Annotated in this window: 11 protein-coding genes, 1 tRNA gene and 1 pseudogene; 7 read left to right on the plus strand and 6 right to left on the minus strand. The window is 55.3% G+C overall.

Annotated elements, in window-relative coordinates:
* Nucleotides 1–59 precede the first annotated feature (59 nt).
* The 5 genes from ACJAXR_RS08330 (at nucleotide 60) to ACJAXR_RS08350 (ending at nucleotide 5,819) form a co-directional block, all read left to right on the plus strand.
* Nucleotides 60–722: a response regulator transcription factor gene (locus ACJAXR_RS08330; protein WP_415057794.1), complete on the plus strand. Its 663-nt coding sequence runs from the start codon at nucleotides 60–62 to the stop codon at nucleotides 720–722.
* Complete coding sequence (locus ACJAXR_RS08335; RefSeq protein WP_415057795.1) at nucleotides 719–1,093, plus strand: diacylglycerol kinase; 375 nt, start codon at nucleotides 719–721, stop codon at nucleotides 1,091–1,093. The genes ACJAXR_RS08330 and ACJAXR_RS08335 overlap by 4 nt, the downstream gene beginning before the upstream one ends.
* Nucleotides 1,094–1,199: 106 nt before the next feature.
* Nucleotides 1,200–4,688, plus strand: coding sequence for a NahK/ErcS family hybrid sensor histidine kinase/response regulator (locus ACJAXR_RS08340; protein ID WP_415057796.1), 3,489 nt, complete (start codon nucleotides 1,200–1,202; stop codon nucleotides 4,686–4,688).
* A gap of 83 nt (nucleotides 4,689–4,771) precedes the next feature.
* Entirely contained in the window at nucleotides 4,772–5,506 is a 735-nt protein-coding gene (locus ACJAXR_RS08345) for an AzlC family ABC transporter permease (RefSeq protein ID WP_415057797.1), read from the plus strand.
* Nucleotides 5,493–5,819, plus strand: coding sequence for an AzlD domain-containing protein (locus ACJAXR_RS08350; protein WP_415057798.1), 327 nt, complete (start codon nucleotides 5,493–5,495; stop codon nucleotides 5,817–5,819). Before ACJAXR_RS08345 ends, ACJAXR_RS08350 begins: the two co-directional genes overlap by 14 nt.
* Here the strand turns inward: ACJAXR_RS08350 and ACJAXR_RS08355 are convergent, their stop codons facing one another.
* From ACJAXR_RS08355 to ACJAXR_RS08365, 3 genes are all read right to left on the minus strand, one after another.
* Nucleotides 5,820–7,046, minus strand: coding sequence for an MFS transporter (locus ACJAXR_RS08355; protein ID WP_415057799.1), 1,227 nt, complete (start codon nucleotides 7,044–7,046; stop codon nucleotides 5,820–5,822).
* Nucleotides 7,047–7,148: 102 nt separating this feature from the next.
* Nucleotides 7,149–8,207 (minus strand): metal-dependent hydrolase, encoded by a 1,059-nt coding sequence (locus ACJAXR_RS08360; RefSeq protein ID WP_415057800.1) that lies wholly within the window; start codon nucleotides 8,205–8,207, stop codon nucleotides 7,149–7,151.
* A 94-nt stretch (nucleotides 8,208–8,301) separates the two neighbouring features.
* Nucleotides 8,302–8,991, minus strand: coding sequence for a crotonase/enoyl-CoA hydratase family protein (locus ACJAXR_RS08365; protein WP_415057801.1), 690 nt, complete (start codon nucleotides 8,989–8,991; stop codon nucleotides 8,302–8,304).
* A gap of 197 nt (nucleotides 8,992–9,188) precedes the next feature.
* On the opposite strand from ACJAXR_RS08365, the gene ACJAXR_RS08370 reads away from it, so the two are divergent.
* A tRNA-Ser gene (locus ACJAXR_RS08370) sits at nucleotides 9,189–9,279 on the plus strand.
* 583 nt (nucleotides 9,280–9,862) lie between these two features.
* Here the strand turns inward: ACJAXR_RS08370 and ACJAXR_RS08375 are convergent.
* On the minus strand, nucleotides 9,863–10,141 hold the full coding sequence (locus ACJAXR_RS08375; RefSeq protein ID WP_415057802.1) for a hypothetical protein: 279 nt from the start codon (nucleotides 10,139–10,141) through the stop codon (nucleotides 9,863–9,865).
* A gap of 40 nt (nucleotides 10,142–10,181) precedes the next feature.
* Complete coding sequence (locus tag ACJAXR_RS08380) at nucleotides 10,182–11,417, minus strand: HD-GYP domain-containing protein (protein WP_415057803.1); 1,236 nt, start codon at nucleotides 11,415–11,417, stop codon at nucleotides 10,182–10,184.
* Between the two features lie 347 nt (nucleotides 11,418–11,764).
* Here ACJAXR_RS08380 and ACJAXR_RS08385 point away from each other — a divergent pair.
* A pseudogene (locus ACJAXR_RS08385) lies at nucleotides 11,765–12,927 on the plus strand (IS3 family transposase).
* A 181-nt stretch (nucleotides 12,928–13,108) separates the two neighbouring features.
* Here ACJAXR_RS08385 and ACJAXR_RS08390 read toward each other — a convergent pair.
* Nucleotides 13,109–13,327, minus strand: a complete 219-nt coding sequence (locus tag ACJAXR_RS08390) for a hypothetical protein (protein WP_415057804.1) — start codon at nucleotides 13,325–13,327, stop codon at nucleotides 13,109–13,111.
* Nucleotides 13,328–13,355 lie beyond the last annotated feature (28 nt).

Below are 13,355 nucleotides of genomic sequence, written 5' to 3' on the forward strand. Positions count from 1 at the left end.
TGGCAGGCTTTGCGGCATCACAGCCAATAAAAACAACATTATTTTTGAGAGCGCCAGGTATGGGCACTACTTACAATATCCTGATCGCAGATGATCATCCGCTTTTTCGCAGTGCTTTGCGCCAGGCACTGCTCGCTGGCGCAGAGGCACCTGTTGCGCTTACTGAAGTAGGCAGCATTGCCGAACTACAGAGCAGTCTGGAGTTACGCACTGACTGGGATCTGGTCCTGCTGGATCTAAATATGCCGGGTGCCTACGGCTTTTCCGGTCTTGTATTGCTGCGCGGCCAGTACCCACACATCCCGGTTGTGGTTATTTCTGCCCAGGAGGAGGCCTCGGTGGTCAATCGCGCACGTGATTTTGGTGCTAGCGGCTTCATTCCCAAATCCTCGTCATTACAAGTCATTCAGGGTTCGGTACGCACGGTGCTTGAAGGCGGCGTCTGTTGGCCGGCATTATCCGGCAATGCCGGTCCGCTTTCCGATCAGGAAACAACGGTCAGCGCGCAGCTTGCCAGTCTCACCCCCCAGCAGTTTCGTGTCCTGACGATGGTGTGTGACGGCCTGTTGAACAAGCAGATCGCTTACGAACTCAGCGTTTCCGAAGCGACTGTGAAAGCACATGTCACGGCTATTTTCCGCAAGCTTGGGGTGCGCACCCGGACTCAAGCGGCTCTGGTGTTGCAGCAAATGGAATTGAGTTGGCCGGGCAAGACTGCATGACTAATCCTTACAAGGGTGCGACCGGGCTAAGACGTATCTGGAATGCGTGCGGGTACTCGATCGACGGATTGGTTATCGCCTATCGTGGCGAAGCGGCGTTTCGACAACTGGTGTGGATGGCAGCTGTGTTAATTCCCGTTGCGCTGATACTGCCGGTGGGCTTGATTTCTAGGGCGCTGTTGATTGGCAGCGTGCTTCTATCGCTGATAATCGAGCTGCTTAACTCAGCGATAGAAGCGGCCATCGACCGTATTTCGCTCGAGACGCATCCCTTGTCGAAAGCCTCAAAAGACATGGGCAGTGCGGCGCAAATGCTTGGTCTGATCATGCTATCCATGGTCTGGTTACTGGTGTTGCTGGACCGCTTCTAGGACGCCTGTTCTGAACTCAGGTCTCAGACCTAAGTAGTAGTCGGGCTGACTGGGCAAATCCACAGGGGCCTGACACACTCCTTATACCGTCCAAAGGCTCAGACACGTGATGCTTTCCGGCTTGTTGGTTGCCTCTATCTTTCTCTTGTATATGGCGCTGCTATTCGCCATTGCGTTCTGGGGTGACCGTCAGACAAGTGAGTTCAATCCACGACTGCGGGTATGGGTATATAGCCTATCGCTGGCGGTCTGGTGCACCAGCTGGACGTTCTTCGGTGCGGTTGGCATGGCCTCCGAACAGATGTGGGGTTTTCTGCCAATCTATATCGGACCGGTTGTGCTGTTTCTGTTTGGCTGGCGCCTTTACGCCCGCATGATTGCGATCAGCAAACAGGAAAACATTACCTCCATTGCCGACTTCATCGCTTCGCGCTACGGCAAATCCCGTGGTCTAGCCGTGGCGGTAAGTCTGCTGTGTCTAGTCAGTGTTTTGCCTTATATCGCGCTTCAGCTCAAGGGCATCGTGTTGGGGTACAACCTGCTTAGCGGCTCGTCCGTGACTCAAGGTGCGACGTCTGCCGGAACCAGTGGTGCCGAGGATACGGCTCTCGTCATCACGCTGGTACTGGCGTTGTTCACGGTGCTGTTCGGTACGCGCAGCCTGGACGCCACGGAGCATCACCGCGGTATGATGCTGGCGATTGCCTTTGAGTCACTGGTCAAGTTGCTAGCATTTACTGCCGTGGGCGTTTTCGTCACGTTCAGTCTGTTTAACGGCGTAGATGATCTGCTCGGGAGAGCCGCGACCCATACCGAATTACAGGCTTACTGGCAGCGCGATACTTTGTTCACTAACCTGCTTTTTCAGTCATTCATCGCCATCCTCGCGTTTCTGTGCCTGCCCCGACAATTCCAGGTGGCTGTGGTGGAGAATATAGAGCCGGGTGATCTGCGCATGGCCCGTTGGATCTTTCCCGCGTACTTGATTCTTGCCGGGCTGTTCGTGCTGCCGATCAGTCTTGCGGGTCAGATGACGCTGGGTCCATCCGTTTCGGCCGACTCATACGTCATCAGTCTGCCGTTACTGCAAGGTAACCCCGTGTTGGCGTTATTGGCCTTTATTGGTGGGGCCTCTGCTGCTACCGGCATGGTGATTGTCGCAGCCAGTGCCTTGAGCACTATGGTGTCGAACGATGTGGTCCTGCCTCTACTGTTACGCAACAAGGGTCGCCCCGAGCGCACTTATGAGGAGTTTCGTGGCCTACAGCTGAATGTGCGACGTACCAGTATTCTGGTTATTCTCTTGCTTGCCTACGTGGTGTATCGGCTGATCGGCTCGGCAGGCTCGCTGGCGAGTATTGGTCAGATTGCGTTTGCGGCTATAGCTCAGCTGGCCCCAGCGATGTTTGGCGCTTTGTTCTGGAAGCAAGCCAACCGGACCGGCGTTTTTGCCGGCCTGGCAGTCGGTGCCAGCCTCTGGTTTTATACATTGGTCTTGCCGCTACTTGGCTGGCAACTGGATGGCTGGCCACTACTCGGTACGCTTTACGGCGGACCTGTTGACCTGCCTATTGATAATTTGACGCTAGCGAGTCTTATTGCGCTGGTGGGCAACGCGCTGACGTTTATTTTAGTATCCGGGTTCAGCCGCACCCGTGTGCTCGAGCATTGGCAAGCTAGCCGTTTTGTCAGCCCCGATTCGCCACCCTGGCAGGAAGGCCCAAGCCGCGCGCTACTGAGAGTGACCATTGATGATCTGTTGATGCTGGCTGGCCGGTTTGTCGGCGAGGAGCGAGCCGAGCGCAGCTTCGCACGGTTTGCGCTGACCCAGGGCAGTGCGTTGTCTGTATCCCAGGTGGCCGGTAGCGCTTGGATTGCCCATAGCGAGCGACTCTTGGCTGGTGTTTTGGGCGCCTCATCCGCACGTGCAGTGGTCAAAACGGCCATCGAAGGGCGCGATATGCAGTTCGACGATGTACTGCGTATTGTCGACGAAGCGTCAGAGGTACTGCAGTTTAATCGGGGTTTGCTGCAGGGAGCGATCGAGAATATAAGCCAAGGCATCAGCGTGGTTGATCGCGACTTGCGGTTAGTCGCCTGGAATCGCCGCTACCTGGACATCTTTCAATATCCTGATGGTTTGATTGCGATTGGCCGGCCCATCGCCGAGTTGATTCTGTATAACGCTGGTCGTGGTCTCTGCGGGCGCGGTGACCCGCGAGACCATGTTACTAAACGCATCAACTGGATGCGGCAAGGCAACGCTCATCGCGCCGAGCGCGAATTTCCCAGCGGGCAGGTGATCGAGATCATTGGCAATCCGATGCCCGGCGGGGGCTTCGTCATGAGTTTTACTGATATTTCCGAGTTCCGCCGCGCCGAACAGGCCCTCAAGGAATACAACGAGCGGCTTGAACAGAGGGTTGCTGAACGCACCAGCGAGCTATCACAACTGAATTTGGCGCTGACGCTGGCAAAGGCCCAGACAGAACGTGCCAGCCAGTCTCAAAGCCGTTTTTTGACGGCTGTGAGTCATGATCTGATGCAGCCGATGAACGCGGCACGGTTATTTTCCGCCTCCCTGTCCCATCAGCCCAACATGCCAGCTGAGGCCGAAGAGCTGGTCAATCATCTGGATATCTCATTGCGCTCTGCGGAAGATCTGATCTCTGATCTGCTTGATATTTCCCGTCTCGAGTCGGGTCGTATCACTCCGGAATGGAATGATTTTGCCCTCGTCGAGCTGCTTGAACCGCTCCGCATTGAACTGGGTGCGCTAGCCTTAGAGCAGGGTGTGGATTTGCGTATACATGACAGTCGCCTGCGAGTTCGCAGCGACATGCGACTATTACGCAGAGTGCTACAGAACTTCTTAACCAACGCTTTTCGCTACGCGGGACGCTCACGGGTTGTCATGGGAGCCCGCCGCTGCGGTAGTCATCAGGTGCGTATCGAAGTATGGGACCGCGGCCCCGGTATACCCGGCGACAAGTTGCAGGTCATATTCGAAGAATTCCAGCGACTGGACAACCACCGTACTCAGGCCGAGAAGGGTCTGGGGCTGGGATTGGCTATCGCTGACGGCATTTGCCGGGTCCTCGGTCATCAACTGGCAGTGCGCTCCTGGCCCGGTCGAGGTAGCGTGTTTACCGTCACGCTACCTTTGGTTGACGATCCTGTACCTCGCTTGGTGCCGACTGCTGTTCAGGTCAGCCCCACTGTATCCGGCGCCCAAGTACTCTGTGTCGACAATGAGGAGAAGATACTGACGGGTATGCAAAGCCTGCTTAGCCGCTGGCAATGCAATGTCGCAGTGGCACGTGACCGGTCCGAAATAGAGCAGCTGTTGCGCGATGGCTTTGAGCCGCAATTGATGCTCGTGGATTACCATCTTGACGGGGGGGATACAGGCACAGCACTGGCGCACTGGTTGCGTGGTCGGCTAGGGCTAAATCTACCGGGTGTGGTCATTAGTGCGGACGGCCGCAGTGAGCTGGTTGCAGAGGTGCGTGCCGCCGGGCTGGACTTTCTACCCAAACCCATCAAACCGGCTGCGCTGCGGGCATTGATTAGTCGCTATGTGACCTTGCAATAGTGCGCTGTTGCCGTCCAACTGTACCTTGTGCATGGCGGGTGCAGGGGGTAGTTTGAGCAGCCTCGATTGTCAGGAATCACGGTATGTCACCGCGTAGCAAAGCCTTGCTGCTTGGGGCCAGAGATACTATTCCTATGCTGGTCGGCGCACTGCCGTTCGGTATTATTTTTGGTACGCTTGCCGTTTCGTCCGGGCTTTCTGCTAGCGCTACCATGGCCATGTCCATCCTGGTTTTCGCTGGTGCATCGCAGTTCATCGCCATAGGCCTGATCGCTTCGGGTGCGGGTTTGCTGGTCATTCTGCTCACCACCCTGATAGTCAACCTGCGTCACTTACTTTACAGCGCCAGCCTGCTGCCGTACGTGCGCCAGTTATCGCAACGCTGGAGGGTGCCCTTGGCTTTCTGGTTAACTGACGAGAGTTTCGCCGTGGCTCACCGTCATTATCTGGATACGCGCATACCCGTGGCAGACAAACACTGGTACTTCCTCGGATCCTGTATAGCGATGTACAGCAACTGGGTCGTTTGCACGCTGATTGGGGTGATGCTTGGCCGCTCGCTACCAGGGTTAGCCGACTGGGGGCTGGATTTTGCTATGGTCGCCACGTTCATCGGAATTGTGGTACCACTGCTGCGCACCCGCCCGATGCTGGTTGCTGCGCTGGTCGCGGCAGCGATAGCAGCATTCGCCCATGGCTTACCCTATAAGCTGGGTTTAATGCTGGCCGCATTGGGCGGAGTTGCAGCAGGGATATTCGCTGAGCGGCTGTATAACAGAAGCAATACGCGCGAGGAGATCATCGATGACGCCCTATGAAGTCATTTTGATCGCTGGTATGGCTGCGATAACGTTCGCTATTCGTTACACCCTTTTTGCCGCAGGACACCGGGTACGTTTCAGTCCCTGGGTGACACAGGCATTGAACTACGTGCCGGTGGCTGTGCTGACCGCAATAGTCGCCCCTGCAATGCTTATGCCCGATGGTGAGCGCCTGAATCTGGCGGTGGATAACGCCTATCTGATAGGGGGCGCTGTCGCCATCATGCTGGCCGCGCGCTGGCACAATCTGATGGTGACCATTATCGGTGCAATGCTCTGTTTCTTTGTTTGGCGTTGGTGGCTGGGCTGATCACCAGAAAGTAGCGCGGCCGCTGCGCACGGCCGTGATCATCAAGGCCAACGCGGCGATCGAAATCAACGTGGTGAAGCCCAGTACCGTCGGACCAAAGCCTATCATATCGCTGATCAAACCGACTCCAAGTACAACCGAGGCCATGGTCAGATAAGCCATCAGGTAGAACGCAGAGATGATGCCGCCGCGTTCCGCTGGGGGTGCCACCTGGCTGATCGAGGCAATGGCGACGACACCTGTCGCCCCGGCACCGGTTGCGGTAGCGAGTGTGGCCAGAGCGAATAGCACCGAGGAGCTAAGCAGCACCGAGCTGGCCATAATGATTAGGCCGGTGATCAGGGTAATGGGGCCAACAATCAGCAGCCGGTTCAGAGGCTGGCGCTGACAGGCAAACTGACTCAAACCGGCCATTAACTGCCAGGCTGCGGCGAACAGGCCGGCCACCGCGCGGTCACCGATGCCGGTCAGATTCATTGCGAGCGAAGGGCCCAGAGAGGCGTACAGGCTGCCTGTCGACCAGGCCAGGCAAATGGCTGCGGCGGCAAAGATGAAAGCGCCCAGTAGCTCGCGTGGGACTTTGATAGTAGTGGGACGCCAGGCGCGCAGGCGAAAGTTCTGCTGGCGCTGGCCCAGATGTTCCGGCCAGGGGGCCGTCAGCAGCATAACGATAGAGCCCAGCGACAGAGCGATAACAACCAGAAAGGGCCAGAAAGTAGCCCCGGTTCCAAAGAACAACGCCAATGAGCTGACCGTGGGGCCAGCAAAAGCGCCGAGGGTAAAAAACAGCGCCGACAGCGTGGCTGCGCGTGTCCAGTTTTCGTTCGGCTCAAGCTCCACTAGGGCAGCGGAAGCGGCCCCGGTAACCAGGCCCGTGCCAATACCCATGAGCAGACGGGCCAGCCCCAGACCATAGATCCCCTCAGCCAGCAGGAAGCTGGTCGCCCCGCTGATAATGAATATCAGTCCCGGCACCATCATCTGACGCCGACCGAGCTTGTCGGAGAGCGATCCCAAGGTCAGCAGGGTCGCCACCACGCCAAGCACATAGATGGAAAATACCGATGTCAGCGCAGTAGAAGAGAATCCCCATTTGTCCTGCCAGTAGGAATACAGGGGGGTGGGCAGGTTGCTGGCGAAGATCGTAGTGAAGATCGCCAGTAATGCGGCAACCATAGCCAGTCCTCGGCGATTTTCGCCGCCGATTGCGATCACTTCAACTGTCATGCTGTGTGTCCGTTGCGTTTATCCGCACATTATCGCAGAGAGCGGCTGCCGTTGCGCTGTTAGCCGGCATCATCAGCGTTTATACAGCACTCAGGATTATCGCTAACGCAACGGAGGGTCACCGAGCGTACTTGCCAGATCCCGGAGCGATAGTCGGTAGCTGCTATCCACGGCACGACGGAACAGATTCTCGATACGGGAAAAATCGGCACGCGGCGTGGGCCACTGCTCGACCTCTTGTATTAGTTCGCTTTTGCCTTGTGGCTCCGTAATAGTCGCGAGTGCAAAGCGAAACGGATGATAGCCGGACATACCCAGGCGCAGATCTGTGACCACCCACTGACCCTCGATGAGGTCGTAACGCAGGATGTCGCGGGTGAACCAACGCAAACGCTGATGCTGAACCGAGCCCTCAAGTGCGGGCGCGGCATGGCTGTAACCGCGTGGCAGCTTTTCGAGTTCGGGTAAATCGCTGTCGAGCCAACCAGTCAGCCCTTCATAGTAATCATCCCCATCGACCGCCACCACACGCCAGAGCAGCGTGTTGAATGGCGTAGGAGAACTGAATCGGCGCGTCGTCTCGATTTCGCCTCGGGCCAGTGCTTGGTCTAGTCGATAATCAGCCATCTGCTTGCCGGCCAGGCTGCTGAGTAGATAGAGCGTGCTGATGGTGAGCGCGGCAAGCTGCCAGCGCAATCCTGTGCGACCCAGGCCGATACTCAGGGCGACGATAACCGCTATCAGAAGCGGCAGTGTATATAGTGGATCAATAATGAAAATGCTCGAGATCGCCACCGGCGCAGAGGTTAGTGGCCAGAACAGTTGTGTGCCATAGCTGGTGAAGGCGTCGAGCAGAACATGGGTGACAAGAATCAGCCAGATCGACAGCCAAAGCCGCATTGCTGAATAGTCTGGATGAGGTCGCCATCGCCGGACGAACCAGGCAAACATCAGGCTCAGACCGGTTAGGAAGAACAAGGAATGGCTAAAGCCCCGGTGATAGGTCATGTCGGCGACCGCATCGCCAAAGTCCAGGACGACGTCCATATCGGGCAGCGTGCCCAGGGCGGCGCCAATCAGCAGGGCCTTGCGGCCATGCCAGCGCCCCAGCATGGCACCTCCGATTGAGGCGCCCAGTACCGCCTGACTGATCGAATCCATTATCTAGTGGTTTCCTGAATAAAAGACCACAGGATAAGCCAAGCCCAGAGGCGCAGTGCCGGCAAATCGATTCCAGTCGCTACGCGCCTGCGCGTTAAAGCGCGTGTTGCTTGTCAATCGTTATGGAGCTATCGAGCAACTCCAACAGGGCTTTACGCGTTTTCAGCTTGGTATTGCGATGGGCTGTCATATTCAGTTTGGTCAGTTGTGCCGCCATCTCCATCGCTTTGTTTTCGAGCTCCTCAGCCGGGACCACCTTGTCGAGGAATCCAGCGATGACAGCCTCGTTGGGATCGAACATCTCAGCGTTGATCACCGAGCGGTTAAACGCGCTGTTGGTCAGGCGGGCGCGGGCCAGCTCGATGCCGACATGGTGCATCGTCATGCCGATGGCAACTTCGTTCAGACCGATCTTGAACGGCCCTTCAATGCCGATCCGGTAATCGGCCGAAAGAAGAATGAATGCGCCTTTGGCTACAGCATGGCCAGAGCAGGCGACGATGACCGGGAAGGGATGCGACAGCATCCGGCGTGCCAGTGTTGAGCCGGCAGCTACCAGATCCTTCGCGGCCTCAACGCTGGACGTCATTACCTTCAGGTCGTAGCCGCCAGATAGAATGCCGGGCTGACCGGTTATGACAACGACCGCTTTGTCCTGCTCAGCTTGATCAAGCGCCTTGTTAAATGCCTCGACCACTGCCGGCGATACGGCGTTGACCTTGCCGTTACTCAGGGTAAGTCGCGCGATGCCATCGGAGAATTGGTAGGAAACCAGCTCGCTCATGAAAGATTCCTTCTTGCCTGGAGACGGCTCGGGATGGCCGCGTATGGGATGCAGTGTACCAAAATAAAACTGACCGGCCAGTTTCGGTGCCAGCGTCCGGCGCAAGAGCCTGTCACGGGAGAAAGGGTTTGCCAAACAGCACTGTTTTCGGTAGATTAATGCGCCTTGGAACCGGCTCTGCCGGAGACAAGAATTGCGGAGAGGTGTCCGAGTGGCTTAAGGAGCACGCCTGGAAAGTGTGTATACGTTAATAGCGTATCGAGGGTTCGAATCCCTCTCTCTCCGCCAGATATGTAGCGCAAAGCCCCGTAAATAGGGGTTTTGTTGTTTTCAGGCCTTGATGATCCCCCACTTCGCTGTCGCGTGACCGATTTTTGAATGCTTCATGCATGGGATTTTTCTTCAATAGCCCAAAACATGAATTTTGCGGTAGTAAAATGTAGCTCCCCCCGTCGTTCAGGTCTGCCATTACTGGAAGATCTACACTCCCACTCCGTTCTCGCCTTCAACTTTTACGCTACCTGTTTGCGCTAAATTGTTGCGGTTAGTGGGGCGCGAATTACGGATGCGGTTTCCTGCTCGTGAAGGTTGAAGTTTTTACACACCCCTCCCGCCCACCGCTTTAGCAGGTCGATATCGTCAGGCGCCCATGGTAGCCAAAGTGCCATCAGGTCGTTGAGGACGCGTTACTGGCCTGCTTTGCGAAGGCTGCACGCCAGCATCAGGATCATCTGGCGATTGCCGGGGTGGTGGTCTTTGAGTGGTCATGGCCTTTTTATGAAACTAGTTGCGGGTCAGAAGGCCCAGCGCCCATTGAGCGATGCGCCCTGAGTCGTACTTGTACTCCCGCTCAAAGAGCGTGACCAGACTCTTAGAGCAACCGCTGTGTGGCAACTTGACCATTAAAGCCGCTGCGAACAGTGGCTTGTTCAGTGTCCAGTTGTAGGCTGACTGAGCTGCCGTTGGCTTGCTGCAGGGTGAGGCCGACACCGATAATGTAGCTGTCTTCAGCCAGCTTCTGGCCGGTTCTGACGAAGCTGCCACTGCCGCCTATAAAGGGCTGCTGTGGTGTCGATACCGTCGTTTTCGAATTGATGAGTTCAGCAAGTATGAGTCGACGGATAGAGTACGACGCTATGCTCAAAGTCAATGGCCGTGTCCAAGCGGGAGCCGAGGTTGCTGGCAGCGCGCTAGAGGTCAGGCGGGATCAGCAGCCCCTTGCGGCGATAAGCTTCGATATCGATACCAAAAGCCCCACTGCTATGTACTTGATGAACTCTATATCGCGAGCCACTGGCGTTGTTGGTCATTTTGGCTAGGTCAATAACAATTTCTTTGCAGATTTTTTTGTCGGCATTTAGAACGCGTAACACCTTGGGTTTGAGTTTATTGCCAGGTGAACAGCCAATGATGATGCCGATCTCGCCACTGTTTAATTCAACAATTTCGCCTGGTGGGCAAATGCCAATTAGACGGATGAAACATCCGACCATATTTTCATCAAAGTGGCTATTGGCAGAGTCATACAGGATGCGCAGTGACTCCAGACTGGACTTGCCCTTGCTGTACACCCGATCGCTATTGATAGCGTCGTAACTATCGACCACGGCAATGATCTTGGCAAAGTATGGGATTTTGCTGGCGTCCAAACCACGCGGATAGCCTTTACCATCCAGACGCTCATGGTGCGAGTAAGCGACATCGACCGCGGCGTGGGTGATTTGCTGGTTACTCATGAGTAGTCTGCGTCCCTCTGCAGCATGGCTCTGCATTACGCGCATTTCTTCTACTGTGAGTGCCCCGGGCTTATTAAGTATCTCGCTAGGCACTTTAATTTTTCCGACATCATGCAGCATGCCACAAATACCAATCTGCTCCAGTTGGTAGACCGGTAGGCCAAGCTCTTTGCCCAGGGCAATACCGAGAATGGCCACCCGCAAGGAGTGTTCGGCCGTGTATTCATCGCTATTCTTGATCCGCGCCAACCAAAGCATGGCGGCTGCGTTACGAAGGATGCTATCGACACATTCCCTGATAACCATTTTAACGGCATGAATATCTAAATCTTGGCCCATCTTCACCGCTTGGAGAATTCGCAGTGATTCCTCCCGTGCAGCGTGCCAGGTGGGCGTCGCCTGCTCCATTTCCAGATTGAAATCGACCTTACCGACAATCGGTTGCAGACTGGCGGGCCCAACGAGATTTTCTGGGCCCGGTTCGTGCTTGCCAGTCGAGCTCCGAGCATCAACCCACACGTAATTACATACTTCATGCAGCAGGAGAATTTCCCGCTGCTGGCGAATACGAAAGCCTTGGAAGAGAAAGTTTGTGTCCGTCCATGGGCGATCCAGTTCTACCACATACATGCCAATGGTCAGCTGGGTCACCTCGATCTTGACGCTGCCCGGTCGGGATTGATTGGCCATGAAAATCTCTAAAGAAAATGATTAGTGGCATTATGCCATTACTGCCGTATTTATTATGAATTTATATACGCGCGACTAGCTCAACTCATTTAAATCCACGGACAGGCGTGCAATCTTCGCGATACCGCAGACTGACTATATTTTTCTGAATTGTCTTTTTTCGTTCATTTAGTTCTTTGGAGTTGAACAAATCATTGACACCCCACTTCCCATAATTCTGACCACTTAGTCGTTTAGCTGTGAATCTTCAACTACCGCTTCATTCCCCAGCCCGGCGTTAACGTGTAGTGGTCTAATGAAACCGGACACCCATTTAGGCGAGAATGCTCGCCAGATCGAGGTGTCAGATGACTAAGCAACGCCGTATCTTTTCCGTTGAATTCAAACGCGAGGCTGCTGACCTCGTGCTCAAGCAAAACTACAGCTTCATCGAAGCCTGTCGTTCACTCGGCGTCGGTGAGTCGGCACTGCGTCGCTGGGTCGATCAGCTTCAGCGAGAGCGCACAGGCGTTACTCCGCAGAGCAAAGCGCTGACGCCGGAGCAGCAGAAAATTCAGGAGTTGGAAGCTCGGATCGCTCGTCTTGAGCGAGAGAAATCCATACTAAAAAAGGCTACCGCGCTCTTGATGTCGGAAGATCACAAGCGTTCGCATTAATTGACCAATTGAGCGTCCACGAGCCGGTTGATTGGCTGTGCAAGATGTTTGAAGTCACCCGCTCGTGTTACTACACCCGGCGTCTCAGACGCCGGACTCCGGATATTGAGCGACTTCGACTGCGCAGCCGGGTGAGTGAATTGTTTTCGCAAAGTCGCAGTGCCGCCGGCAGCCGTAGCATCCTCTCGTTGATGCGTGAGGATGGTGAGCAACTCGGCCGGTTCAAAGTGCGCAATTTGATGCGTAAGCTTGATCTCGTCAGCAAGCAGCCAGGCTCTCATGCCTATAAACGAGCGACGGTTGAGCGATTGGATATTCCGAATATTTTGAATCGAGAGTTCGACGTCCCAGTACCGAACCAGGTTTGGTGCGGCGACATTACTTACATCTGGGCCCAGGGGAAATGGCATTACCTGGCTGTCGTTCTTGATTTATGCACACGCCGGGTAGTGGGTTGGGCGCTGTCTGAATAGCCAGACGCCGACCTGGTTATTAAGGCGCTGGATATGGCCTACGAACAACGTGGAAGGCCTCAGGGCCTGCTGTTTCACTCGGATCAAGAGTCGCAGTATGCGATTCGTTTATTTCGCCAGCGGTTGTGGCGTTATCGGATACGCCAGAGCATGGGTCGCCGGCGAAGTTGCTGGGATAACGCGCCAATGGAGCGCGTGTTCCGCAGTTTAAAAACCGAATGGATACCGAGTCTGGGCTACAGAACTGCTCAAGAGGCCAAGCGCGACATCAGTCATTTTTTGATGCATCGGTACAACTGGATACGTCCCCATCAATTCAACGATGGGTTGGCGCCGGCTCGGGCTGAAGAAAAACTTAACGTCGTTTCCGGGATTAGTTGACCACTACAAAAAGCCCTGATTATTCAGGGCTTTTTTGTTTCTGTTGTTCTTGGTGGACAGCTTGCCTTCGATCATCGTTTTGAAAATGTCATAGAAGAGCTTCTCTTCTAGATTGTTCCCCGATTAGCGAAGGGCCGCAGCTCTTTTTTCAGGGTATGACTCGGATCTGATCTAGCCCGGTTCAGGGTCGGCGGGACTTGCGGCCGTAAAAGTAAATACCCATTGCGAGCACCCCGCCAATGATCATCACCCAGCCGGCTCCACCTCCCATACCGGATGGGCCACTGCTCGGGCCAAGCAAGATGATGGTGCCAAGTACGATGCTGACAATACTCATTATGATCAGAACAATCAGGCTTTTACGGGGCTCATGTTTTACCACTGTTTTTGGGTCTTCCATTTTACTCTCCACATCTCACAGGATCAGG

It is taken from the genome of Halopseudomonas sp. (assembly GCF_047631575.1).
Lineage (GTDB): Bacteria > Pseudomonadota > Gammaproteobacteria > Pseudomonadales > Pseudomonadaceae > Halopseudomonas.

Bases quoted from the DNA above. Each gene is read 5' to 3' on its own strand.
- ACJAXR_RS08330 (WP_415057794.1), top strand. From the start codon at position 60: ATGGGCACTACTTACAATATCCTGATCGCAGATGATCATCCGCTTTTT.
- ACJAXR_RS08335 (WP_415057795.1), top strand. From the start codon at position 719: ATGACTAATCCTTACAAGGGTGCGACCGGGCTAAGACGTATCTGGAAT.
- ACJAXR_RS08345 (WP_415057797.1), top strand. From the start codon at position 4,772: ATGTCACCGCGTAGCAAAGCCTTGCTGCTTGGGGCCAGAGATACTATT.
- ACJAXR_RS08350 (WP_415057798.1), top strand. From the start codon at position 5,493: ATGACGCCCTATGAAGTCATTTTGATCGCTGGTATGGCTGCGATAACG.
- ACJAXR_RS08355 (WP_415057799.1), bottom strand. From the start codon at position 7,046: ATGACAGTTGAAGTGATCGCAATCGGCGGCGAAAATCGCCGAGGACTG.
- ACJAXR_RS08360 (WP_415057800.1), bottom strand. From the start codon at position 8,207: ATGGATTCGATCAGTCAGGCGGTACTGGGCGCCTCAATCGGAGGTGCC.
- ACJAXR_RS08365 (WP_415057801.1), bottom strand. From the start codon at position 8,991: ATGAGCGAGCTGGTTTCCTACCAATTCTCCGATGGCATCGCGCGACTT.
- ACJAXR_RS08380 (WP_415057803.1), bottom strand. From the start codon at position 11,417: ATGGCCAATCAATCCCGACCGGGCAGCGTCAAGATCGAGGTGACCCAG.
- ACJAXR_RS08390 (WP_415057804.1), bottom strand. From the start codon at position 13,327: ATGGAAGACCCAAAAACAGTGGTAAAACATGAGCCCCGTAAAAGCCTG.